The sequence below is a fragment of the Halodesulfovibrio sp. MK-HDV genome (assembly GCF_009914765.1).
GTDB lineage: Bacteria > Desulfobacterota > Desulfovibrionia > Desulfovibrionales > Desulfovibrionaceae > Halodesulfovibrio.
Map to the genome: position 1 here is coordinate 81,204 of NZ_WYDS01000013.1, position 23,807 is coordinate 105,010.

Genomic DNA, 23,807 nt, shown 5'->3' on the forward strand with positions numbered 1-23,807 from the left:
TTTTGTACTATTGGGACGTGATCATTCGACAGAAAAGTGGGTAGGTAGTTAAGCAAAAAAATGTAGCGGGAGCAGCGGTGTCATTCATCTCATCCTCTTGAAGTTGTGAAGCTGAAATTCAAGAGGATCTGTGGAATTCGAGGCGATCGTTGTAAGTGGAGCAACGTACTTACCCATAGCTTACCCGCCACGAAAAAAGGGTTTAACGGAAAAACCGTTAAACCCTTGAATTCAAGTGGTGCGCCAGGAAAGATTCGAACTCTCGGCCAACGGCTTAGAAGGCCGTTGCTCTATCCAACTGAGCTACTGGCGCTCGTTGAGGGGAGTGTTTATCTGAACGGGGGTAGCAGGTCAAGTCCTTAGGTGTAATTTGTTGCTTTTTCGAGCAAATAAACCCTCATTTGCTGTTTTGAGGAGCAATATGAAATCCTAGACGGAAAATGATTGCTAGTGGATGATAATTGCAGTGCAAAATTGCTTTGCAGAGTATTGAAAGTTACTGCAAAATACTCGGTGTACAAATTGTACTTCCACAGATTGTAACTTTGAACGTAAGCGGATGCTGTAAAAGCATTGACCTGTAAGCAATCATATTCTAGGGCGACTGCATGAGCGAAACAGAACGAAATTTTTTTGCAACGTATGAAGACTTTGAAGCGCATTTATTGAAGCTTGGCCTGTTCCACATGGATCTGGCGCACAGCAGGATTGATGCTGTTTTAGAAGAAGCGGAACTGAAACGGCCTGACTATCCGGCGGTTCAAGTTGTAGGCACAAACGGAAAAGGGAGCACTAGCTCGTTTCTTTCTGCATTTGGGCAAGCAACGGGACTGACTGTCGGGCTGTACACGTCTCCACACTTTGTTACTCCACGTGAGCGAATTCTTATTAACGGCGAAATGCTGGATGAAGAAGAATGGTGCGATGTGGCGAACGATGTTATGGAATGTGGAGGTAAAGAACTTACGTATTTTGAGCTCCTTACCGTAATGGCTGTCTTCATGTTTTCCGATTACGAAGTTGATCTTGCTATTTTTGAAGCCGGACTTGGCGGAACACACGATGCGACTTCTGCTATTGAACGCGATCTTGTTGTGTATACTCCAATCGGACTTGACCATGTAGACGTACTAGGCGCTTCCATAGAAGAGATTGCTCGTGATAAAGCAGGAGCAATGCGTAAAGATATGCCTGCTGTTACCCATATGCAGACCAAAGACGTTATGGCTGTGCTGAAAGATGAAGCACAGAAGGTCGGAGCAAACTTTTTGACTGCTGAGGGCACTGTAACGTTACCGGAAACAGGTCGATTCGGCCTTGTAGGTGCGCATCAGAAAGACAACGCTTTGCTTGCTCTTGCAGCATTTAGCAAGCTTGTCGGTATCTACGGATGGACTCCTGCTGATATTATGGATTGGGATGACGTTAAGGAGCTTGGTGTTGCAGATGCATGGATAGCAGGGCGCTTCCAGCATATTTTGGCAACGGACACTCTTCCTGAAATGTATCTTGATGGTGCACATAACGAACCGGCATTTGATGTTCTTACTGCCGCTTTGCAAGATACCGGAGTAAAACCGGCAGTAGTTATTTTCGGCTGTATGGAAAACAAAGATATCCAGACGCTTGTGCCTAAAGTACAGGCGCTCACAGCGAATACGATTCTTTTGCCTCAGTTTACTGATATGCAAAGAGCAGAACCGGCAGCTCGTCTTGCAACGCATTTTGATGAGCGGGCAGTTGTGTGCGATTCTCTACAGGATGCTCTAACCCGCAGTAAAGAAATAGCAGGGGATAAACCAGTACTGTTGTGCGGTTCATTATATTTACTTGCTGAATTTTTTGCCCTGCACCCAGAACTTTTACAGCGCTAAGGAGCCGTGTGTGTCTATTCTTTTCCGCGCCTTACCATCTGTTGATAAAGTCCTCGATGCCCTTACGGTGTCGGGCGAGTTTTCCCATATTCCTCGCTCGATTGTTCGTGAGCATGTGAACGGCTTTCTTGATGTATGCCGTGAGGAGATTCGCGCAGGGCTTATTACAGAATCGGAACAGCTTGCTTTGGCTACAATCTTGCCGCGTATGCAGGCACATATCCGTGCGCTGTCCCGTCCTCATTTTAGAAGGGTGCTTAACGGCACAGGCGTTGTTGTACATACAAACCTCGGGCGTTCTCTCTTAGCAGATACCGCTGTGGCAGCCGTTACCGAAGCTTGCGCGCATTACTCCAATCTGGAATTTGATCTTGCTACTGGTGAACGCGGTAGCCGCTATAGCCACGTGGAAGAATTGCTTTGTAAAGTGTCCGGCGCAGAAGCCGGTCTTGTTGTAAACAACAACGCTGCGGCAGTGCTTATTGTTCTTGATACATTATGTAAGGGCAAAGAAGTCCCTGTTTCTCGTGGTCAGCTTGTAGAGATTGGCGGCAGTTTCCGTATACCGGAAGTTATGGAAAAAAGTGGTGCAACTCTACGTGAAGTAGGTGCCACAAACCGCACGCATGTTAAAGATTACGAGCAGGCAATTACTGAAGAAACTGGTGCGTTGCTTCGAGTGCACACATCAAACTATCGTATTGTCGGCTTCCATAAAGAAGTGACATTGGAAGAGATGGTTGCCCTTGGCAAAAAACATGAACTGCCAGTAATTGAAGATCTTGGTAGCGGTAGTTTTACAGATTTTTCCTCCTTGCGCATTGGTGAAGAACCAACGGTGCAGCAGGTAGTGGGAGCAGGTGCGGATGTTGTTACCTTCTCGGGTGACAAGGTTCTTGGCGGCCCTCAGGCGGGTATCATCGTCGGTAAAAAGAAATACATCGACATGATCAAACGTAACCCGATGAACCGTGCGTTGCGTATTGATAAAATGACCCTTGCCGCTTTAGAGGCAACTTTGCGGTTGTATCGTGAACCGGAACTTGCCCGCGCAGATATTCCGACTCTTTCTATGATGTTTGCAGAGCAGCCAAAGCTGAAACAGCGCGCGCGTCGTCTTGCAAACCGAATCAAAAAAGCCTGTGGTGAACAGATTTCCGTAAGCGTAGTGGATGGAAATTCCCGCGTTGGCGGTGGTTCTTTCCCTGAGCGTGATTTACCGACTGCGCTTGTTGCAATTAAACCGTCCGCTGTTTCAGAGACAGTACTTAAAAAAGCTTTGCTCGATACAAACCCACCACTTGTTGGTAGAATCGAACAGCAGGCTTTCTGTTTAGACACGCGCACATTAACTGATAAAGAATTTGCTTTAGTAATCGAAGCGTTGCAGCAAGCCCTACAGGCTGTTTCTCAATAAATGAAGCACTGCTAAGTGTATTGGAGATTTATATGAGTTCTACCAAATTATCCCACGAGCCGAAAAGCTGCTGGGAAGTTTACAATAGTGAAAGCGATCTTGCCGCGATGGATTCCCTTGCAGCACGCTATGTCGAATTTCTTTCCACCTGCAAAACTGAACGTGAAACCATTGCATATGCAGTGAAACGCCTTGAAGATGCAGGATTTTCAACGGATGTTTTTTCTGGAAAGTACTATTCAGTTCTTCAGGACAAAACATTGTTTGTAGCCCGCAGGGGTAACAAATCTTTGGCTGAAGGTATGCATCTCGTGGGAGCTCATGCAGATACCCCGCGTATCGATTTTAAGCAGCATCCACTGTATGAGACTTGCGGTGTAGCTCAGGCAAAGACTCATTATTACGGTGGCATTCGCAAATACCAGTGGCTTTCCCGTCCTCTCGCACTGCATGGTGTTGTTGTGAAAGAAAATGGTGAGAAAGTTATTGTGAATATCGGTGAAGATGCCTCTGATCCTGTATTCACAATTGCTGACCTTCTTCCGCATCTTGCTCAGGATCAGTCCAAAAAGGTTCTTGCTGAAGCATTTGATGCTGAGAAAATGAACATCATTCTTGCGCACCGTCCTGTAGAAGTAGAAGACGAAGAAAGCAAAGATGCGCCGAAAGATAAAATTAAACAGCGCGTGCTTGATATTCTGCATGAAAAATACGGTATTAATGAAGAAGATCTATACTCTTCTGAATTGCAGGCTGTTCCGGCTGGCCCTGCCCGTATGGTAGGTCTGGATGAAGCAATCATTGGCGGCTATGGTCAGGATGACCGTATTTGCTGCTTTACTGCAATCGAAGCTTTGCTTGAAACAGAAGCGTCTGATTACACACAGGTTATTGTCCTGTGGGATAAAGAAGAAATTGGTTCAGAAGGCTCCACCGGTGCTAAGTCTCGTTTCTTAGAGTACTGCATTGAAGATCTTATTGAAGCATGGGAACCAAAGGTTCGCTTCCGTCAGGTAATGCTTGCAACCCGTGCGCTTTCTTCTGATGTGCATGGTGCGCTTGACCCTGATTATCAGGAAGTTCACGAGAAATTGAACTCTGCAACATTGGGCTATGGTCCATGTTTCTGCAAGTTTACCGGACACCGTGGTAAGTATGAAGCAAACGATGCGCATCCGGAATATCTTGGCTGGTTGCGCGGCGTAATGAACACAGCCGGTGTGCCTTGGCAGATGGCTGAACTTGGAAAAGTTGACCATGGTGGCGGTGGTACCGTTGCTATGTACCTTGCCATGTACGGTATGAACATTGTCGATTTTGGCCCGGGGCTGTTGGCAATGCACAGTCCTTTCGAACTGGCAAGTAAAGCTGATTTATATGCGACCGTGAAAGCATTTTCTGCTTTCCTTGAAGCTAAATAATATGACTAAGCGATGGGAAATGTTTCCATCGCTTTTTAATTTTTAGTGACTTTTTGAGCAGAGCTTGCTGCCTCCGGCGGGCAGGCTTCGCCTTGCATCCACAAGGGGGATCCCCCTTGGCCCGTTTAGGTATGAGTAAGAATGCAGGTACTAGAAATTTATTTAGGTGATGATCGGTATTACGTGCAAGACTAGAATGTTGCACGTGGTGCATAGTAAAAAAATAGATAGGCGGCGAAGATCGTCGCTGTAAAATATTTGCAAACAGCGCAACACTGCAAGGAGTTAGATTATGATCGACTTTATGTTCCACATGCCTACCAAATTGATTTTCGGTAGTGGTAAATTGAAAGAGCTTTCTGATCCGGCAAATGTTCCGGGTAAAAAAGCTTTCATTGTAATCAGCTCCGGTGGGTCTATGATTCGCCACAGCTATCTGACATTTGTACAGAATATGCTGAATCATAATAATGTTGAGAGTGTGGTTTACAACAAGATTCAGGAAAACCCGATTCTTGACCATGTTACCGAAGGTGCAGCATTAGCTCGTCAGCATGAATGTGATTTTGTGATCGGCCTTGGTGGCGGTAGCTCCATTGACTCTGCAAAATCCATTGCACTTATGGCAAATAACGAAGGCAATTACTGGGATTACATGCAGGCTGGTACCGGCGGCAAAAAGACTCCTGCAAATCCTGCGTTGCCAATCGTAGCTATTCCAACCACAGCAGGTACTGGTACAGAAGCAGATCCTTGGACTGTTATCACCAACAGTGCAACCAACGAAAAAATTGGCTGGGGTAATGATTCAACATACCCGACCCTGTCCATCATCGATCCTTGGTTTACGCTTACTGTTCCACCAAAAGTGACAGCATTTACCGGAATGGATGCATTTTTCCATTCAGTTGAAACATATCTTTCCGCACAGCGTCAGCCCACAAGCGACTTACTCTCTCAGCAGGCTGTGCAGCTTCTTAATACCTTTCTCCCTGAAATTGTGGAAGAAGGACAGAATATTGAAGCACGAACAATGGTTTCATGGGCATCTACCGCTGCAGGCGTATGTCAGTCTCTGTCATCTTGCATGTCTTTGCATTCAATGGAGCACGCTCTTTCTGCATATTATCCGGCAGTTCCTCATGGCGCTGGTTTGCTCATGCTTTCCAGAGCGTACTTCAAACATCTCACCCCACATATGCCGGAACGTATGATTGATCTCGCATATTTCATGGATGTTGATGTTGACGCATTGCCTGAAGAAAAACGTCCTTATGCTTTTGTTGATGCACTGGATGCGCTTATTAAAAAAATCGGCATGGGCAATCTGTCCTTGGCTGATTACGGAGTAAAGAAAGAAGATTGTGCGAAGATGGCAAAGAATGCCATGGAAACTATGGGCGTACTCTTTACGTGTACCCCTGTAGAAACTTCCGAAGCTGAAGTTATCGCAATTTTCGAAGATTCATTTTAGCTGATAGAGAGATTCGTAGCGTGCGGATGCACGTTTTCGATGAAATCCTTTCTGGTTAGGATGTCATAATTCGTTTTAAAAAAAGGGCTGCTGTACAATATGTACAGCAGCCCTTTTTTTAAAGCTTTGTCAGGATAACTCTCTGTAACTACAATGGCCGGAAGCACGCCACGTAAGTGTGTGTCAGGAGCAGTTCGGATTCTTTTCTGAAACCGCATGGTGCTGCCAATGCCTCTACATCATCAGCAGACAAGCGTGAGTGCAGAGGCGGACCGAAATTCGCTTCTTCTTTTTTGCATTCAAGCACTGCCAACATGCCATCCGGTCGCAACACCTTTCTAAATTCATTAAACATATTGTGAGCATTATCCCGCACGGCTTTGATGTGAAGTACAGTGCTCAACAGGATAAGGTCTACACTTTGCGCATCAAGAGGTAATGACTTTGTTATGTCGCAGGTGTGCCCTGTTATGTTGGCCACTCCCTTTTCGCGGGGGTAGTTTGCCAACGTCTCAACGGAGAGCCTTACAGAGTCTAATGCGATGACATGTCCTTGGTCTCCTAAAAGCCGTGCGGCATGTAGTGAATATTCACCTGCACCACAGCCTGCATCAAGAAAAGTCATGCCTTCGTGAATAGGCAGGTGGTCGAATACCGCTTCGGGTGACTGAATCCAAAAACTTGTTGGCCCGTATCCCTTCTTTGGGGAGCCTTCACTTTGGCATTGGTTCCGATTTTTCATAGTGTCGCATCCTTCCCTCTGTGCTAATTATCGTGCTTTGTCCTTTTACTGTTCACGCCTGCCGAATATGTGCTGTGTATGGTGGCAATGAATGGGTATTGTAAAAGAACGTGAGGGGAGAGTCTTCAGCTATTTCTCGTAGTTATGACTAGCTCAAATGGATAAGGACGTCAGGATGACTTTATGTTCTTTATGAATAAGAGTTAAAAATTGGAGTCCGCTTTTGATCGTCGGAGGCTGATGCTCCGTTATCCCCAAGGAGAAATAGTGTGCTTGCGAAGCCATGAGTATGGAGGACGGATGCCGTATTCCAGCAGTGATCCCAAAAGGTGTTCAGGTGAACCTGTCCCTTTGAGTTCTCCGAGGTGAAGGACAATCATGGAATCCGCAAGGTCGATGACAGGCTCAAGGTCATGCACAGAAACTATCTGGGTGAGTCCCAGTTCTTTGTTGGCTTTCATAATGGAGCGCATTTCAAGCATGGCTGGATAATCCAATCCTGAGAACGGCTCGTCTAAAAGTAAAATTGATGGAGTTGAAAGCAAAGATACGGCAAGGCAGAGTTTTCTCTTTTGTCCGTAAGAAAGCGCATGGACGGGAGAGTCCCAATGATCAAGCAGGGAGAAGCGTTCAGCCATAACGCGGCAGGTCGTTTCTGCCTCAGCATCGTTTGCGGGAAACGCCAGCATCATATCTTCTGCGACGGTTGCCCCGATAATCTGTAAATCCGCATCTTGTAAAACGAGCGCGCTTTGTGCCCGCAGTTGTTGCTCGTTTCCTTTTGCGCTGATGGCACCTACGCTGAGTTCACCAGCAGACGGAGTTTGTAGGCCTGCCAGCAAAGAAAAGAGTGTTGATTTACCGCTTCCGTTTGTGCCGCACAGACAAACGAGCTCTCCTTTAGGGATAGTAAAGGAAAGATCGTTGAGAGCTGGCGTTGGATTGCCGCGGTAGGAAAATGTAAGGTTTTCTGCTGTGATCATTCTGGCAGTAATCCCTGTTTACGCAAAAAGCGGAGTCCGATGACTGCGGCAGCAACTTTAATAAGGTCACCCCATATGAATGGTGCGATACCTATGGCAGCAGCTTTGGCAAAAGAAATATCCAGAGCAAATTTTAATCTCAGGAAACCAACAAGATAGACGCATGCCAGCCCGAGGAGTCCCCAAACAAGAGGCATGATGTTGTTTTTGCTATGCTTTCCCAGTCCTGCAATGTAGGCTGTGCCCACAAAGCCTAGAAGGTAGCCGCCGGTAGGGCCGAACAGGATTGCAAACCCTGCTTTGCCACCAGCAAAGATTGGAAGTCCGATGGCGCCCGCAAGAATATAGAGCAGCACAGCTGCTGCACCGCTGACTGGTCCAAGAATAAAACCTGCCAGAACAATAAAAAATGTCTGTAAGGTTACCGGTACCGGTCCAATTGGAATTTGAATAAGTGCCCCTACAGCTATAAGTGCTGCAAGTAACGCAATCCAAACTTGTCTGTGTAATCCTGTAAGTGGCGATGGTTGCATATATATCCTACTATTCGTTGCATGAATAAAAACATGCGGTGAGTGTTGTGTGGTGTTTTATCGTATAATGCTCTGAAACGTATAGTAGCTGGGATACGAAAAGGTCACAAGTGTGACTAGGTTGGCTAAAATTGCATATATCCGCATTTTGGAGCAGTTGTCTTTGTAGACGGATGAAACAAGGTGCGCTATTGAACGTTTTTCTGCAAAACTCAATGGTAGTTTCGATTAATGACTCAACTTTCTGAATATACACCGCGCCTTGAAGTTCCGCTTTGCGGAAGAACTTGGACGCTGGATAGAGCCGCTGATCTTGAAACACTGTGGGAATCCATGGTGGAAGATGATCTCGATAACGACGAACGCTTACCATACTGGGTAGAGCTATGGCCTTCCAGTTTGGTTCTTGGCGAGCATTTGTTTGCACACAAAGATGAAATTGCAGGTAAATGTTGTCTGGATATCGGCTGCGGCCTTGGTTTGACTGCGATTGTTGCATCATGGCTGGGTGCACAGGTTATCGCTATGGATTATGAATTCGAAGCACTGCGTTTTGCTAGAAAGAATGCAGCGCTTAATAATGTTCCGCAGCCAGTGTGGACATTAATGGACTGGCGTTTCCCTGCAGTTCGTCCGCAGTCGGTGGACGTAATGTGGGGCGGCGACATTATGTACGAAACTCGTTTTGTTGAGCCGGTACTCGAATTTTTGGATCATTGCCTTGTGCCGGGTGGCCGCGCATGGGTGGCAGAACCCAATAGAAACGTGTACAACGAATTTAAAGCACAGCTTGATAAAAGGGGATGGAAATCCCGCAAGTTGCTTACTGAAAAGACAACGGCAATCTACGAGCAGCCATCAAAAGTTACTGTTAATCTTTGGGAACTGTCCCGTTAGAATTTTTGGAAATCTGGAGGATATATGGGACGTACAATCCGCTTCGGCGTATCCCTCGATTCCGAACTGTTAGAAAAGTTTGACGATCTATGTGAAGAGCGCTGTTATCAGACTCGTTCTGAAGCGATTCGCGATTTGATTCGTAATACTCTCGTGCAGCAGGAATGGGAACAGGACGATAAAGAATTAGCAGGAACACTTACGCTTGTGTACGATCATCATAAAAGTGATTTGGCACAGCGGCTTACAGAAATTCAGCATGATGCGCATGACATGATTATTACTTCAATGCATGTGCACCTTGATCATGACAATTGTCTGGAAGTTCTTGTTCTTAAAGGAAGCGGGGCTAAGATTCGTGCATTAGCTCAACGGCTTACTTCCACTAAGGGAGTTAAGCACGGTAAATTAAACTTAACTACAACAGGACAAGACATTGCCTAAGCCTCTACAAGATATTCAGATGAGCTCATCTGAAGTGGCAATTCCTATCGATAGTGTAGGTGTGAAAAATTTACGGATTCCTCTTTCTGTGCGTGATCGTGAAAACGAGGCACAGCATACCGTAGCACAAGTGGAAGTTGGGGTTGATCTACCTGCAGCTTTCAAAGGCACACACATGAGCCGTTTCGTAGAAGCACTAGAAGGCTTCGGCGAAAAACTGGACTACAATAGTCTCAAAGACTTGCTTGCGCATATTCAGGAACGTCTTACTGCGCGCAATGCATTTATCTCTTTTACGTTCCCATATTTTATGACACTGGCTTCACCAGCAACCAAACGTAAGAGTCGTATGGATTACGAAGTGACTCTTACAGGCGCACTGGAAGAAAACGAAATGAGCTGTATGCTCGAAGTGTGCGTGCCGGTTATGACAGTGTGTCCATGCTCCAAAGCAATCTCAGATGAAGGTGCGCATAGTCAGCGTGCGGAAATTCGTCTCCAGATTAGCATGAACGGGTTCGCGTGGATTGAAGAATTTATCGAAATCGCGAATAACTCCGGTTCTTCGCCGGTTTATTCACTGCTCAAGCGTGAAGATGAAAAATTTGTGACAGAAGATGCCTTCGCCAACCCGACTTTCGTGGAAGACGTTGTGCGTGCTGTTGCAAAACAACTTAGCGAACATGAAAAAATTGACTGGTACAGAGTTGAAGTCGAAAGCTTTGAGTCTATCCACAACCACAGCGCCTATGCTGTGATTGAGAGTCGCTAGTACAGTTTTTTTGGTGGTTAAATGTTTGTCTCCGACGGGCAAGGGCGCTGCCCTGCACCCGCAAGGGGCTTGCCCCTTAACCCCGATTATACGCGATGCTTGTCACGTTTACATAATGTTGGAAGCCGCGATGTTCGCTAACTTTCCACAATGATATGAAAAAGGGCTGTTCTACGTAATGTAGAACAGCCCTTATTTATTAAATGAAAGGTAGTGGGATAAAGCCGCGAGGCTATATAAGCAATAAGCTTACTTCGCATAATAAAGGTTTCTGGAGATTCTTAAGAACCTCTTGCAAGAGGTTCTTAAGCCGCCGGAACGGTAGCCGTTCTCGAGGTTCGAGAGATTACGGATAGCGATAGCAGCGCGGCAAACGTCGTAGACAAGAAAGCGTCGCAGACTTGCCAAAGGCAACCCATTTAAGCGTCGTCGAAGCCTAAAAAAAAACTATTCACCACCGCCGACAGCAAAACCTTGGTCAACCAGTCCTGTCGAGGCAGGCGTACCGGCAATTTTGCTTAGGAACACGTCGCCGAGCTTTTGGATGTGGCTTGAGATAGAATCGAAGTAGTTGTAATGCATTTGTTCTTCTTCGATGATGGTCTCAAATATCTTTTGGCTCCCGCTGTCACCGTTTTCTCTACAGACTATAAGGAACTGGTTGTACTGCTCTATGGTGTCATCTTCCTGATTTGCATCATAAGGGAAGATACGTTCCACGGCCTGCTTGCGCTCCACTGGGCAGCATAGCTCTGCTGTAGGCTCACCGCCGAGTTCTTTTATGCGTTCTGCAAACATTTCTGCATGTCGCATTTCATCAAGCGCAATCAGCTTAACTTGCTTTGCCAGTTCTCCGTAATCCATGTCATCCAACCCGTAATGCTGGTTCATGTATTGGGTAATGGCGTGCAGTTCCATACTCCGCGCTTTATTCAATACTTCAATGACCTTTTGACGACGGGCATCTTTGTCAGACTTACTCATGCAGTATTCTCCTAAAGGTATTGACGGGTCAGCATGCTGACGCAATCCTTTTGTTATTTGGAGAAGAGTTTAGCGTATGTTTTGTGTGTGCGACTATGATAGTCGAAGTCTGCTTTAGTACGTCCGCTGTGAACAGGCGTGCATTCTGCCTTCAATTCCTGCGATTGTTTTTGGAATTTGCTGTCCGAGTACTCGGTGGCCGTCGCGGGAGATGTAAATATCGTCTTCGATACGAATGCCGCCGAATTCGCTGAATTGTCTTGCAGTTTCAAAATTGATGAAATCTTTGCAGGTGCCTTCGGCTTCCCATTGATCCATAAGCGCTGGAATAAAGTAGCAACCTGGTTCGACTGTCACAACGAATCCACGTTGGAGTTTTCGCGCAAGGCGTAGACCGCGCAGCCCGAATTGTTCGGAACGGGTGATGGTTTCGTCGTAACCGACAAAGTCTTCCCCGAGTCCTTCCATGTCGTGCACATCCAGTCCAAGCATGTGCCCGAGACCATGCGGGAAGAAGAGTGCATGAGCACCAGCATTTACAATGTCTTCCACGCTTCCTTTGAGGATTCCCAGATCACGTAGGCCGGATGCGATCGTTGTGGCGGCGGTGAGGTGGCAATCGATGAATGGTACATCGGGTGCACATTTGGAAATAGCTGCTTCCTGTGCCGCGAGCACTATGGAATATACAGCGCGCTGCTGTTCGGTAAATGTTCCGGCTACAGGGAAAGTTCTTGTGATGTCTGATGCATAATGATTTGGAGACTCGGCGCCGGAATCGATAAGCAGCAGATCACCGGAATGGAGCATGTGGCTGTATTCATGGTTGTGAAGAATTTGTCCGCGTCCGGTACATATTGGAGTGAAGGACGCTGAAGAGCCTGCAAGTGCAAGTGTGGAGTGAAGCAGGGAAGCTATTTGACGTTCAGAAGCTCCGGGACGCGCAGCAGAAAGTGCATTTGCGTACATTGCGTACGAAGTTTCCAATGCCTGTTCTATTTCCATTACTTCTTCAATGGATTTGATGGAACGAAGCGCAACAACTTCTTCAATGAGCGGAGTAGAGATGAAAGAATTAACTTCCATCACGCCACAGTCAAAGAGCTGAACAAGTCGCATTCGCGTATCTGAACGGTATACAGGTAGAATGTGAATAGTCCGCTGTTTCTTTTTCGCGTCAGCAACCATATGGCTGAGCGTATTTTCTGCACCGAATTTTTCAGTTCCGCAGCGGGCTGCGAGTTCTTCCGGAGTTGCTTGAGCACCGGACCATATGATGTCGTCCATGGAGAAGCCCTGATCAAAATACCATGATTCTCCGGCATCAAGGTCTATGACACCGGTGACTCCTTCATGATCATGCCCGAAAAAATAGAGAAAAGAAGAATCCTGACGGAAAGGATACGTGTTGTCTGTGTAGTTCATTGGGGAAGCGGAGTGCCCGGGAAACAGTATCAGGCCTTTTTCACCACGCTCTGTAAGACGAGCGCAAAGGGTTTTTCGTCGCTCAACATAAGTAGCAGCAGAAAACATGAAGCCTCCAGTTTGTCTTGTGCGCGCTATGGTCACAAGATTCTACAGGGAATGGGAAAAGTGTTGTGGTTGCACGGTTATATACGCATAAGTGGTATTTGGAAATCAAAAAAGGCTCCATGACGCGCTGACGTCATGAAGCCTTTTCTGTTCCAGTATCGAATGATGGATGGTGGTGGAAGAGGAGGTGGGTCCTCCGTGCGACACTGAAACTTAGTGAGAGGAGCACTATGTGTGGATCAACGTATCTCGGTTGCCGACGATTTACGTTTCTGTATAGACAAATTGGAGGAGGTCCAAATGAGCCTAGTTACTGTTCACTTTACTATATCCAAATGCCGTGCCAAAACGAAATAAATTTGTAACATATTGAATTATCAGTAGTTAAAATATTTGATAATAAAATAGTTAAAAAATAAAAGCGTTGCACTATGCAACGCTTTGAATTTGGTGAATTGAAAACCACTGTCATTTAGGGGAATGCGGGTTTTTGTTGCATAATGCAACGCGTTGCAAAGTGCAACAAGTAGGATAAGAAAGTAATTGATTGATTTTACAAAGAATACTTTTTTAATTTACGCCAGAGTGTAGCGCGGTCAATTCCAAGGATTTTAGCCGCTGTTGCCTTGTTACCTTCGACGCTGTTCAGCACCTGTGTAATGTGCTCTTGTTCAACGTCTGCAAGGGTTCTCTGGGCATTGCCGATGTGAGCTTTTCTACGTTTTTTACTGCCTGTAGAAAATTCTTGAGGAAGGTGATTTAGATGAATGGTTCCGCTGTCGCAAAGCACAACTGCGCGCTCAATGATGTTTTCCAGTTCTCGTACGTTTCCTGGATAGGAGTGACGCATTAGTGCGAGCATGGCATCTTCCGAAAGTCCTGTGACTTCTTTGCCGAAAGTTGTGCAGTATTTTTCCATAAAGAAATTGCAGAAGAGTGGAATATCGTCAGGACGTTCGCGCAGAGCTGGCAGGCGCAGAGTAAAGACGTTCAGGCGGTAGAAGAGATCCTGTCTGAATCGGTCTGTTTCTACCAGTTTTTCGAGATTACGGTGCGTTGCAGCGATAACGCGAACATTAATAGATATGTCTGATGTTCCGCCAACTCGGGTGATCGTGCGTTCCTGAAGAACACGCAACAGCTGAACCTGCATATTAACAGGCATCTCACCAATCTCATCAAGAAGAAGCGTGCCGTTGTTTGCAGCCTCGAAGATACCTTCTTTGGTAGATTGCGCGCCGGTGAAGGCACCTTTTTCGTGCCCGAAGAGTTCGTTAGCAAGCAGTTCTGCACTAAATACACCAGCGTTGATGGCATAAAAACGTTTTTGACCGCGCGAGCTAAGCTTGTGGATCATTTTAGCGACCATCTCTTTACCTGTACCTGTTTCTCCTTGGATAAGGACAGTACAGTCGAGTGGAGCGATGCGGGCGATCTCTTTTTTGAGCTCCTGCATAGGAGCGCTTTTGCCGATGAGTGTCGGCATTGTTTGCTGCTTTTTCAGAATCTGACGAAGCTCGTTTACTTCTGATTGCAGGAGGCTTTTTTCCATTGCCTTCTCGATGATAACAAGAAGGTCTGCTGGATTTTCTGGCAGGGATAAAAAGTGGAACGCACCCATTTGCATTGCACGCACTGCTGCATCAACACGAGCGGAACGTGAAACCAGAATGACTTCAGTTTCGGGCGTGTTTACTTTGATGGATTTTAGCAAGTTTTGTTTTTGTGCGTGGTGGTCTTCCAGTCCGGCAATGACTACCGCAAAGTGGTCTTTTGCAAGAGTTGCACGTGTTTCATGGTGGTTATGAACATGAATCACGTCATAGCCTGCAACTTTCAGAATTTCTGGAAGAGCTGCAAGGGAGCCGTTGTCTTTATCTACTACTAAAATATTGCGTCGCATATGTGATGAAAAATAGTGGAGAGTGGCTAAGAGGTCAATGGCTATGTACTACAAGGAAAGAAGTTGCGCATGTTGTTCTGTAACGCTAATATGATCTTATGGTTAAAGAGATACTCTTATATTTACAGGGGCTCCCCTTAGCGACAATGTTGACGGCACTTTTCGGAGTGCTAACCCTTTTGTGGGCAAAAAAGAAAATTGATAATACTGAGTCACAGCGGCAGCAGCGAATTTCTGCTCAGGATAAGTTTTTAGCAAAAAACACAGACTCACCTCAAGATCGCCCCAACAGGCGGGCACGCAAGAAGGCGATGGAATCGATTGAAAATCGTTTCACCATTATTCGCCGCATTTCTTTGTTTTCCTTGATTATTCTATGGATGATCGCTTTGATATTTCCATATATTGGAAATATTCCGGCAACATATATATCTATATTTGCTGCATCTGTCGGTGTGGTTGTAGGTATTATGGCACGCCCACTTATTGAAAATACCATCGCGGGGATAGTCATTTCTTTTTCACAGCCCTTTCGGGTGAATGACACCGTAATTGTGGATGGGCATTACGGCACGATTGAAGATATTACCACGATTCATACGGTGTTAAAGCTTTGGAACTGGAAGCGGGTAATCTTTCCTAACAGTATGATGCTCTCACAGAAGGTGATCAACTATACGAAAACGGATTTGTTCCAGTGGGTGAACATTGAATTTGTTGTTTCGTATGATTGCGATCTGGATCATGTGGAACGGCTTGTTAAGCGTGAAGTGGTGAACTGTAGTCATTTTGCAGATTACGAAGATCCACGTTTCTGGGTGATCGGTATGGAAGAGCGAAGCTTCAAATGCTGGGTTGTTGCATGGGCTGATAATCCGCCTGCTGCATGGGAGCTTGGTCACGAAATACGGTCCAAAATTATTAAGGTGTTCCATAGGAACAATATTAATGCTTCTAAGGTCGAATTTAATTTTTCACCGGAAGCGATAGATCCTCCGAAAATGAAATAATTTTTTAGTTGTCGATTTTTGCAAGATGCACAAAGAATAAAAAAAAAGAGCTGCCATATTGGCAGCTCTTTTTTTTAGAAAGTCGTAATCGTAATTTTATTCTCGCTTGATGGAGACTGCATTAACAGACTCATGAAGAGAGCCTGAATCGGCATGCTTTTGCCATCTGGGGTGCTGTATGATGCTGAAAGCTGTTTAGAACCTGAAATAAAGCTCTGTAAGTCTGCCTGATAATCGACAGCAGGAACTTTTTTCAATTCTTTCTCAATGGTAGGAAGTGTTTCTTCTTTTACATTATTAGCAGCTAAGAATTTTGCAACACCGCCATCATTTTTGAATGTAACTTTGATTGATTTCAGACCGATGCCACGCGCAATCGAAGCCTGATCCATTTCTTTCTTTTCCAACATCATTTTGTAGAACTCAGGGGTGAATTCGAGTGCAAGGTTCGAAGTCATGCTGCCAAGTTCCGGCACTTGAATGGTTGCAACGCTGTCTGCATTTGTGCCGTCGAGTGTAGAGCTGCCGGAGATGTTTAGTACGAGATTATCAGTTCCATACTTTGCCGCTAAAGGAGCAACGAGCGGGAGCTTCATGCTGGTACAGGTAAAGCTTGTTTTGCCCTGATTTATATCCATAGAAAGAAGAGTGGTAAGAGAAGGGGATTTGGAAAGGGTGATATCTTTAATAGTTACAGTTTGTTTTGCGTTAGTTGAACCTTTTTCTCGTATTACAACGTCACTGTAATTAATGGATAAAATCCCAGCATCTATTTTGCTGCAAGTTACTTCAAGATCTTGTTTGTTCAGATCTTCAAGCATTTCTACTGCAAGTTCTTTATTTTTTTTGATGAGTATAAATGAGCCAATGAGAGCTACTGCGACAATGCCGGCAAGAGCGATAGTAAGTATTTTACGTTTAGGAGTCATAGTATTCCGCCTGATAAAGTCGAATGGTTAAAGTTGTATTCGTGAGTGATTACTTGTTTGCTGATAGTGGGAAAATATACATCTGTCTATGTATAAGGAAGAGTTGTCGTGAAAGACTGCCCGTTTTGTGCATTTCAGTACAAGTGCAAACTACGCATACTTTAGGAAAAGTTGTTAATAATGTGGTGCAAAGTTTTGTTAGCATTGTTTAATTATCTGAAATTATAGAGCTATTGTTCATTTTCTCTAAAATTTTTTGTTTTGAGCATGTAAACTTAGGTATGCATATTCAACAGTCGAGAAGGATGTGTTTAGTATTCTTTTTCTGCATTATACTGAAATATAAGTAGAATTTATTTGTGAAAAAAGTGGCATCCTCTTTGCTAGTTCTCTACCAAACCTGCGGGTTTTAATCGTGGGGTGTTAAAAAGATGGTAGTGCCGACTTGCAAAGGAGGAAATGCATAATGGCTGAGCAAAAAAATATTGTGGTTGATGAGGGTAGCTCTAAGATCTCCGATCTGTGGCTGAAAGAAGATTACTGGGCGATTTGGCTTGGTGCTCTTATTTTGATGATTGGTAGTGTTATCTACTTCACCAATGCTCCTAAAGATCTGGATTCGAAGATTGCAACAGCAAACTCCGTAATGCAGGAACAGGCTGAGTATGCACCGTTTAAGACTGTTGCTTACTATGACGCTCAGGATAGCAAGGGTAAACTGAAAGCTACTAGTTCTCCTGTTGGTAAAGCGATCAAAAATTGGACTAGCAAGCCTAAGAAGTGGAAGTCTAACCCACTTGACGCTTTCTACATGGATCAGGCTGCTGCAGATTCTTTGAACGCAAAGTACAAACCTAAGTACGATGCTGCCGCTGCTAAAACTAAAGCTTCTAAAATGGCTGCTCTTACTGCACAGGAAGCCGCTGCACAGTCTTCCTTTACAAACGCTTCTTTCAACGACGAAGCAATTTCTAAAATTGCTACATGGCGTAAAGCTCGCCAGGCTTCAAAGAAAGCTCAAAAGAAAATTAAACATAAGCCTTATAACTTGTTCCCGTCCCTGCTTGGACTCTGCCTTGCAATGGCAGCTATGTTCGCAGTGGGTCTCAAAGTTATGGGTAAAGATACTGGCGGATTCCTTAAAGGTTTCTTCGCAGTATTCGCAGTTGGCGTAATTGCATACCTCATGGGGTATCAAGCAACTATGAAACATTACGGTATCGGCTACGCTGCTTGGGCTATCGCAATCGGTATGCTTATCGCAAACACTGTCGGTACTCCTAATTGGATTAAACCTGCTCTTCAGGTTGAATACTTCATTAAAACCGGTCTCGTACTTCTTGGTGCTGAAGTTCTCTTCAGTAAAGTTATCGCGATTGGTGTACCTGGTATCTTCGTAGCTTGGGTTGTTACCCCTGTTGTTCTGATCTCAACTTACATTTTTGGTCAGAAAGTTATTAAAATGCCTTCTAAGTCTTTGAACATGGTAATTTCTGCTGACATGTCCGTATGTGGTACATCCGCTGCGATTGCTACTGCTGCTGCTTGTCGTGCAAAAAAAGAAGAACTTACACTTGCGATCGGTCTTTCCCTCGTGTTTACTTCCATTATGATGATCGTGATGCCTGCAGTTATTAAAGCTACTGCAATGCCACACGTTCTCGGTGGTGCATGGATGGGTGGTACTATTGACGCAACTGGTGCTGTAGCTGCTGCCGGCGCATTCCTTTCTGAGAAAGCTATGTTCGTTGCTGCTACAATTAAGATGATTCAGAACGTACTTATCGGTGTAACAGCTTTTTGTGTAGCTGTTTACTGGTGCACTAAAGTTGAATGCGAAGCAGGTAAGAAAGTTGGCTGGATGGAAATCTGGCATCGTTTCCCTAAATTCGTTATCGGCTTCATCATCGCATCTATCATCTTCTCAACCATCTACACCAGCCTTGGTTCCGACGCAGGCTTTGCGATGGTCGACCATGGTGTAATCCGCGGCTTCTCTAAAATCTTCCGCGGTTGGTTCTTCTGCCTTAGCTTCGCAGCGATTGGTCTTGCTACCAACTTCCGCGAACTTGCAGGCTACTTTAAAGGCGGCAAGCCACTTATCCTGTACGCTTGTGGTCAGTCTCTCAACCTTATGCTTACTCTCACAATGGCATACCTCATGTTCTACGTGGTATTCCCTGAGATTACTGCTAAGATCTAAATGCATACTTGGCGGGAGAGGCAACAAGCCTCTCCCGTTTTTGAGCAAAACAAATTTTCACCCTCTCCGGTGCAATTACACCGCATAAGGAATGGGAACATGACAATTAATAAGACAAGCGCAGCTTACAGATGGACCAAGTTTATTGCCGGTCTCGCCATTTTCTGGTCATTCACATATGTTATTTGCCCAGCGATTACCGCAAGCTCTGAGAGTTTTACCACCATGGCAAAATTCATAGATGATAGCGGCATTGAAACAGGTGAGTTTTTCTACACAGATATCGAAGTTTGTGGCGAAGCTGAGTTAGGCGCCCGTTCGACATTCGAGCACATGCCCCGCTCGATGACTGTAGTTGCAAAATAGAATTTTTTTACTTGGCTTATTTTTTGTCTGAGACCCCGTAGTGCACACTCTACGGGGTCTTTATGTATTTTTAGCAGGTTAGCGGGCTGGGCAAAAATTGGCGTTATATTGAGTTGTAGCCCTATACATTCTGCGCTACGGTGCCCATTCGCACCTGCCTGTATACATTGCTATGCGGGTAAAAAGACGCTGTACTGCTCAATTTTCAGCGTCATAGTCTGGAGACACACATCTGTATGCTTTTTCGTAAACCGTATTCTTTGCAAAAGCAGTTCTTAAGTGGACTTGCTGTGGCATCGCTTGTTCTCGGGGTAATATTTGCCATCGGTTTCTATATCCATATGCGAACAGTATTGGAGGATGAAGTTGAGGCTAAAGCGACCCTGACGTTTACACAGGTTGATGCTGTGCAGAACTACGTACGAAAAGTGCTGCGCCCTAAGATGTATGAAATGATCCCCGGTACGTTCATTATTGAGGCCATGAGCTCGTCGTATATTTCTCGTAGTGTCATGGAGCGTTTTAAAGGGGAAGAGGGCTATTTGTACCGCCGTGTTGCTATTAATTCCCGTAATCCGGAGTTTGAAGCAAACACGCTGGAGCGTGGTTTTGTGGAATATTTTCGTGAGCACCCAACGGATACGCTTTGGAAGGGCTACAAAGACATAGCAGGACAGCGGTATTATGTGATGGCGCGTCCGGTTACCTATGTTGAAAGCTGTATGCGTTGTCATGGCGATATTAATGACGCACCAGTGGAAGTTGTTCAGCAGTACGGTAAACGTGGTTTCAACAAAGAAGCCGATTCCATCGGCGGTGTAGATTTGGTAGGCATCAATGTCATGGCAAGTCTTGGCCAGTTGCAAAAGACAATTATCGGCTACTTTGCTTTCTTTGTTGTGGGTGCGATTGTGTTTTTCTCCACTACAAACGTGCTGTTTAAAGTGCTGGTTGTGGATAATATTAAACGAATTTCCTCAGTGTTCCGTGCGAACCTCGAAGAGACTGGCGGCACTGAATTACTTGATAGTATTGCAGAGAAGGATGAGATTGAAGAGCTTGAATCGGGGCTGCTTGAATTAAACAATCATTTGTTCTCTGCACGTGCGCAATTGAAGGAGTATGCAGAAAACCTGCGTGCTATGGTTGATGAGCGTACACAGGAGCTGACGCATGAAGCATTGGAGCGTCGTGCTGACGTTGCGCTGTTCATTACTATGTTGTCTCTTATGCAGAAAAGCCGTTCCCGTGGTGAGTTGTTAAACCTTGCCATGCCGGAAATTGGCAACCGATTCCACGCAACAACCGTTACCTATATTTGTACTTTTTCTTCAAATAACAGCTACTCGTGGCCGAGCGGCGCAGAAGCGCAAAAGCTTCCTGAAGACTGGCTGTACGTCATCACTGAAAGCGGCATTAAATTTGAAGATAACCGCATCATTATTTCTGTGGAATCCAGTGCAGGCAACGCAGAAGGGGTGGTAATTCTGTATTGGGATGATCCTCGATACGTTTCATTGCAAGATCATGGTTTGATGCGTGCTCTCGGCAGGCAACTAGGCGCAGCAGGGGAAAACCTTGTGGCGCTGGATAACATGATGCGCCAGATGCAGACTCTGCAAACCATTGTTGAAGGTATCACAGACCCCCTTGTATTGATGGATGCATCCTGTAACGTCCTCACGGCGAATCAGGCTGCGTGTAATCTTTCGGCAGAATTTAGCGCCGGTCGCGATGTCAGCGGCAATATTCTTTCTATGTTGTCCGATTACAATGCTACGGATGGCTGCTCTATGCAGCTTGCGCTTTCCCGCAAGGTTCCGTTTGTAGATGAAGTAGTGGTGGATGACAGCCGTACGTTTTCAATGGGTATTTATCCCGTCATTCAGGGGAACAACCGCCCTGATCGTGTTGTTGTACATGTGCGCGAGACCACGCGAGAAAAACGTATGCTCGCCCAGATGCAGCAGCATGAAAAGCTGGCAACAATTGGTAAGCTTGCAGCAGGGCTTGCGCATGAGATTAACAACCCGTTGGGAGTTATTCTCTGTTATGCTGAGTTGTTGAAAGATGATGCTGATGGTGCACAGCAGAATCAGGATATTGATATCATCCTGCGTCATACTCGACATGCCCAGCGCATTTTACGTGATTTGTTAGATTTTGCCCGTCCGAAAGTGAGCCATAAGGGCACATCGGATACAGCGCATGTTGTACAGAATATTACAGAGGTTTTCTCTGTTCAGGCAGCAGCAAAGAAAGTAGAACTCACTGCATCAGTTTCAACTGAGAATGCCTTTGCCGCAATCGGTGAGCAGGAGTTGGAACAGGTTCTTTCAAACCTTGTGTTGAATGCACTTGATGCTGTTGAAGAGAACAAGGGGCATATTCATTTGAGTGTTGTTCTGAATGATGATGCCGTTGTGATGAGTATTGAAGATAACGGTGAAGGTATTTCACCGGAAAACATGCACAGAATTTTTGATCCATTCTTTACAACAAAGGGACCCGGTTCCGGCACAGGATTAGGACTAGCCATTGTGTATGGCATGGTTACTGACCTTGGCGGTAAGGTTGAAGCTACTTCAAGCACAAATCTTGGCGGGGCACAATTTGTTGTTCAGCTTCCGGTTGCGACTTCATGCAACCTTGGGGAATAGTCGTGGAACAAGCTATTGTAAAACAAACCATTTTGCTCGTTGATGACGAGCAGGATTTCGCGCGTGGGCTACAGCGTCTCATTGTACGCAAATTTCCTGATCTTAATGTGCTGCTTGCCCATACGGGTGAATCTGCACTTGAGACGTTAAAGTCAACACACGTAGATATTATGCTCACAGACATGCTTATGCCGGGAATGACCGGTATGGAGCTGCTTCCGCTTGCATTGGAGCAGCGTCCTGATCTTTCAATGGTGATGCTTACTGCGCATGGAACTATTGAAACTGCTGTTCAGGCTGTGAAGCATGGTGCGTATGACTTTTTGACCAAGCCTGTAGAGCCTGCTGAATTATTCAGGGTTGTGGCAAAAAGTCAGGAACGCGCAACACTCATGAATGAGAACAGACAGTTGAAAGAACAGGTACGTTCTTTCAGCGCCTCCGGTGAGCTTATCGGCGAATCGCAGGCCATGCAGCAGCTTAAGCTTTCTATTCAGGCTGTAGCGCATTCAGACTACACAGTTCTCGTTCGCGGGGAATCCGGCACCGGTAAGGAAATGGTTGCACGGATGATCCATCAGTTGAGTACTCGTATTGAGAAGAATTTTTTAAGCGTGAACTGCCCGGCTATTCCGGAGCAGTTGCTTGAGAGTGAGCTTTTTGGTCACGTGAAGGGTGCCTTTACAGGCGCAGATAAGGATCATAAGGGGCTTTTTGCCACAACTGATGGTGGAACTCTGCATCTGGATGAAATTGGCGATATATCCTTTCAAGTGCAAACAAAGCTGCTTCGTGTTTTGCAGGAAGGTGAAGTGCGTCCTGTGGGAGCAAACTCCAACGAGCAGGTTAATGTTCGCGTGGTTGCTTCAACAAATCAGGAATTGGAAAAACGGATTCAGGACAAGGCATTTCGAGAAGATTTGTATTACCGCCTGAACGTTCTTACCATCACCATCCCGCCTTTGCGCGATCGTGTGACGGATATTCCGTTGCTGACACATCATTTCTTACGTCAGTCCTGTAAAGAAATGGGATTGCCGGAAAAAAGTATCGCACCGGAAGTGCTCACGTATCTTTCTACCAAGCAGTGGCAGGGGAACGTTCGTGAGTTGCAAAACTATGTGCGTCGCCTGACAGTTTTCTGTTCCGGTGATTCCGTAGATATGAGCGTGGTGCGTCTTGTCGATAACGGAACACTGACTGCTGTCGTTACGACAGAGAACGGTGCCGCAGGCATTACACAGTACAAAGATGCCAAGAACAAGGTTATCGATGATTTTACGCAAGCGTACGTGTCAGACCTGCTTAAAAGTACCACGGGCAATATTTCAGAAGCTGCACGAGTTTCCGGATTGTCCCGAGTAGCACTTCAGAAAATTTTAGCGCGTCTTAACATGGATGCGGCAAGTTTTAGGTAAAAGTTCCTTGCAACGCGGGCAACCTTGTTGCAAAAGGAGCGTAGATTTTACGGCAGCATCGTCTGCCGCTAATCATATGGTTTGCAGGCTTCCATCGTTGTGATGGGAGCCTCTTTTTTTTGGTATTTGAATTACCAGAAAATGAATGAATATTTTTAGAATATTGCACACATTTCAAGGCTGGAAAGAATCTTGGAGAGGCGAGTGCGATAAGAACTTATGCGAGCAAAATGAAAATCCTCGG

The 23,807-nt window shown here is 45.5% G+C and carries 19 protein-coding genes and 1 tRNA gene; 12 read left to right on the forward strand and 8 right to left on the reverse strand.

Translation table 11 applies throughout. The features are described from left to right. Positions 1–236: 236 nt before the first annotated feature. A tRNA-Arg gene (locus MKHDV_RS11450) sits at positions 237–313 on the reverse strand. 295 nt (positions 314–608) lie between these two features. On the opposite strand from MKHDV_RS11450, the gene MKHDV_RS11455 reads away from it, so the two are divergent. The 4 genes from MKHDV_RS11455 to MKHDV_RS11470 all read left to right on the forward strand — a co-directional run bounded on the left by MKHDV_RS11455 (position 609) and on the right by MKHDV_RS11470 (position 6,186). Next, positions 609–1,874: a folylpolyglutamate synthase/dihydrofolate synthase family protein gene (locus MKHDV_RS11455; protein ID WP_160715404.1), complete on the forward strand. Its 1,266-nt coding sequence runs from the start codon at positions 609–611 to the stop codon at positions 1,872–1,874. Between the two features lie 10 nt (positions 1,875–1,884). Continuing rightward, positions 1,885–3,291, forward strand: a complete 1,407-nt coding sequence (gene selA / locus MKHDV_RS11460; protein WP_160715406.1) for an L-seryl-tRNA(Sec) selenium transferase — start codon at positions 1,885–1,887, stop codon at positions 3,289–3,291. A gap of 32 nt (positions 3,292–3,323) precedes the next feature. Continuing rightward, complete coding sequence (locus MKHDV_RS11465; RefSeq protein ID WP_160715408.1) at positions 3,324–4,712, forward strand: aminopeptidase; 1,389 nt, start codon at positions 3,324–3,326, stop codon at positions 4,710–4,712. Positions 4,713–5,004: 292 nt separating this feature from the next. Then, positions 5,005–6,186, forward strand: a complete 1,182-nt coding sequence (locus tag MKHDV_RS11470; protein WP_160715410.1) for an iron-containing alcohol dehydrogenase — start codon at positions 5,005–5,007, stop codon at positions 6,184–6,186. Positions 6,187–6,334: 148 nt separating this feature from the next. Here the strand turns inward: MKHDV_RS11470 and MKHDV_RS11475 are convergent, their stop codons facing one another. The 3 genes from MKHDV_RS11475 to MKHDV_RS11485 form a co-directional block, all read right to left on the reverse strand. Next, on the reverse strand, positions 6,335–6,928 hold the full coding sequence (locus MKHDV_RS11475; RefSeq protein ID WP_160715412.1) for a class I SAM-dependent methyltransferase: 594 nt from the start codon (positions 6,926–6,928) through the stop codon (positions 6,335–6,337). Between the two features lie 248 nt (positions 6,929–7,176). Further along, positions 7,177–7,911, reverse strand: coding sequence for an energy-coupling factor ABC transporter ATP-binding protein (locus MKHDV_RS11480; RefSeq protein ID WP_160715414.1), 735 nt, complete (start codon positions 7,909–7,911; stop codon positions 7,177–7,179). Further along, positions 7,908–8,444, reverse strand: a complete 537-nt coding sequence (locus MKHDV_RS11485; RefSeq protein WP_160715416.1) for a biotin transporter BioY — start codon at positions 8,442–8,444, stop codon at positions 7,908–7,910. The genes MKHDV_RS11480 and MKHDV_RS11485 overlap by 4 nt, the downstream gene beginning before the upstream one ends. 231 nt (positions 8,445–8,675) lie before the next feature. On the opposite strand from MKHDV_RS11485, the gene MKHDV_RS11490 reads away from it, so the two are divergent. From MKHDV_RS11490 to folE2, 3 genes are read left to right on the forward strand one after another with little or no spacing between them, the layout of a single operon-like run. Next, complete coding sequence (locus MKHDV_RS11490) at positions 8,676–9,341, forward strand: methyltransferase (RefSeq protein ID WP_160715418.1); 666 nt, start codon at positions 8,676–8,678, stop codon at positions 9,339–9,341. Between the two features lie 24 nt (positions 9,342–9,365). Then, positions 9,366–9,785, forward strand: coding sequence for a nickel-responsive transcriptional regulator NikR (gene nikR, locus MKHDV_RS11495; RefSeq protein ID WP_160715420.1), 420 nt, complete (start codon positions 9,366–9,368; stop codon positions 9,783–9,785). Beyond that, on the forward strand, positions 9,778–10,557 hold the full coding sequence (gene folE2 / locus MKHDV_RS11500) for a GTP cyclohydrolase FolE2 (protein WP_160715422.1): 780 nt from the start codon (positions 9,778–9,780) through the stop codon (positions 10,555–10,557). Before nikR ends, folE2 begins: the two co-directional genes overlap by 8 nt. Positions 10,558–11,004: 447 nt before the next feature. Here folE2 and MKHDV_RS11505 read toward each other — a convergent pair whose 3' ends face one another. The 3 genes from MKHDV_RS11505 to MKHDV_RS11515 all read right to left on the reverse strand — a co-directional run bounded on the left by MKHDV_RS11505 (position 11,005) and on the right by MKHDV_RS11515 (position 14,977). Then, positions 11,005–11,541 (reverse strand): ferritin-like domain-containing protein, encoded by a 537-nt coding sequence (locus tag MKHDV_RS11505; protein WP_160715424.1) that lies wholly within the window; start codon positions 11,539–11,541, stop codon positions 11,005–11,007. Between the two features lie 114 nt (positions 11,542–11,655). Then, positions 11,656–13,074 carry an aminopeptidase P family protein gene (locus tag MKHDV_RS11510; protein WP_160715426.1) on the reverse strand — a complete coding sequence of 473 codons (1,419 nt, stop codon included), beginning with the start codon at positions 13,072–13,074 and terminating at the stop codon, positions 11,656–11,658. Positions 13,075–13,627: 553 nt separating this feature from the next. Further along, on the reverse strand, positions 13,628–14,977 hold the full coding sequence (locus MKHDV_RS11515) for a sigma-54 dependent transcriptional regulator (RefSeq protein ID WP_160715428.1): 1,350 nt from the start codon (positions 14,975–14,977) through the stop codon (positions 13,628–13,630). A 146-nt stretch (positions 14,978–15,123) separates the two neighbouring features. Between MKHDV_RS11515 and MKHDV_RS11520 the strand changes: the two genes are divergently transcribed. After that, positions 15,124–15,987: a mechanosensitive ion channel family protein gene (locus tag MKHDV_RS11520; RefSeq protein WP_216846909.1), complete on the forward strand. Its 864-nt coding sequence runs from the start codon at positions 15,124–15,126 to the stop codon at positions 15,985–15,987. Between the two features lie 74 nt (positions 15,988–16,061). On the opposite strand, the gene MKHDV_RS11525 is transcribed toward MKHDV_RS11520, so the two are convergent. Next, positions 16,062–16,916: a hypothetical protein gene (locus MKHDV_RS11525; protein ID WP_160715432.1), complete on the reverse strand. Its 855-nt coding sequence runs from the start codon at positions 16,914–16,916 to the stop codon at positions 16,062–16,064. Between the two features lie 466 nt (positions 16,917–17,382). On the opposite strand from MKHDV_RS11525, the gene MKHDV_RS11530 reads away from it, so the two are divergent. From MKHDV_RS11530 to MKHDV_RS11545, 4 genes are all read left to right on the forward strand, one after another. After that, complete coding sequence (locus tag MKHDV_RS11530) at positions 17,383–19,119, forward strand: YeiH family protein (protein WP_160715434.1); 1,737 nt, start codon at positions 17,383–17,385, stop codon at positions 19,117–19,119. A 99-nt stretch (positions 19,120–19,218) separates the two neighbouring features. Continuing rightward, on the forward strand, positions 19,219–19,485 hold the full coding sequence (locus MKHDV_RS11535; RefSeq protein ID WP_160715436.1) for a hypothetical protein: 267 nt from the start codon (positions 19,219–19,221) through the stop codon (positions 19,483–19,485). Between the two features lie 236 nt (positions 19,486–19,721). Then, positions 19,722–22,145 carry a DUF3365 domain-containing protein gene (locus tag MKHDV_RS11540; RefSeq protein WP_160715438.1) on the forward strand — a complete coding sequence of 808 codons (2,424 nt, stop codon included), beginning with the start codon at positions 19,722–19,724 and terminating at the stop codon, positions 22,143–22,145. Positions 22,146–22,147: 2 nt separating this feature from the next. Continuing rightward, on the forward strand, positions 22,148–23,563 hold the full coding sequence (locus MKHDV_RS11545; RefSeq protein ID WP_160715440.1) for a sigma-54 dependent transcriptional regulator: 1,416 nt from the start codon (positions 22,148–22,150) through the stop codon (positions 23,561–23,563). Positions 23,564–23,807 lie beyond the last annotated feature (244 nt).

What these genes read in the sequence shown, in the direction of transcription:
- MKHDV_RS11480 (WP_160715414.1), bottom strand. Translation starts at nt 7,911, where the DNA reads ATGATCACAGCAGAAAACCTTACATTTTCCTACCGCGGCAATCCAACG.
- MKHDV_RS11490 (WP_160715418.1), top strand. Translation starts at nt 8,676, where the DNA reads ATGACTCAACTTTCTGAATATACACCGCGCCTTGAAGTTCCGCTTTGC.
- MKHDV_RS11535 (WP_160715436.1), top strand. Translation starts at nt 19,219, where the DNA reads ATGACAATTAATAAGACAAGCGCAGCTTACAGATGGACCAAGTTTATT.
- MKHDV_RS11520 (WP_216846909.1), top strand. Translation starts at nt 15,124, where the DNA reads ATGTTGACGGCACTTTTCGGAGTGCTAACCCTTTTGTGGGCAAAAAAG.
- MKHDV_RS11505 (WP_160715424.1), bottom strand. Translation starts at nt 11,541, where the DNA reads ATGAGTAAGTCTGACAAAGATGCCCGTCGTCAAAAGGTCATTGAAGTA.
- MKHDV_RS11470 (WP_160715410.1), top strand. Translation starts at nt 5,005, where the DNA reads ATGATCGACTTTATGTTCCACATGCCTACCAAATTGATTTTCGGTAGT.
- nikR (WP_160715420.1), top strand. Translation starts at nt 9,366, where the DNA reads ATGGGACGTACAATCCGCTTCGGCGTATCCCTCGATTCCGAACTGTTA.
- MKHDV_RS11455 (WP_160715404.1), top strand. Translation starts at nt 609, where the DNA reads ATGAGCGAAACAGAACGAAATTTTTTTGCAACGTATGAAGACTTTGAA.
- MKHDV_RS11465 (WP_160715408.1), top strand. Translation starts at nt 3,324, where the DNA reads ATGAGTTCTACCAAATTATCCCACGAGCCGAAAAGCTGCTGGGAAGTT.
- MKHDV_RS11530 (WP_160715434.1), top strand. Translation starts at nt 17,383, where the DNA reads ATGGCTGAGCAAAAAAATATTGTGGTTGATGAGGGTAGCTCTAAGATC.
- MKHDV_RS11525 (WP_160715432.1), bottom strand. Translation starts at nt 16,916, where the DNA reads ATGACTCCTAAACGTAAAATACTTACTATCGCTCTTGCCGGCATTGTC.
- MKHDV_RS11540 (WP_160715438.1), top strand. Translation starts at nt 19,722, where the DNA reads ATGCTTTTTCGTAAACCGTATTCTTTGCAAAAGCAGTTCTTAAGTGGA.
- MKHDV_RS11510 (WP_160715426.1), bottom strand. Translation starts at nt 13,074, where the DNA reads ATGTTTTCTGCTGCTACTTATGTTGAGCGACGAAAAACCCTTTGCGCT.
- MKHDV_RS11515 (WP_160715428.1), bottom strand. Translation starts at nt 14,977, where the DNA reads ATGCGACGCAATATTTTAGTAGTAGATAAAGACAACGGCTCCCTTGCA.
- MKHDV_RS11475 (WP_160715412.1), bottom strand. Translation starts at nt 6,928, where the DNA reads ATGAAAAATCGGAACCAATGCCAAAGTGAAGGCTCCCCAAAGAAGGGA.
- MKHDV_RS11485 (WP_160715416.1), bottom strand. Translation starts at nt 8,444, where the DNA reads ATGCAACCATCGCCACTTACAGGATTACACAGACAAGTTTGGATTGCG.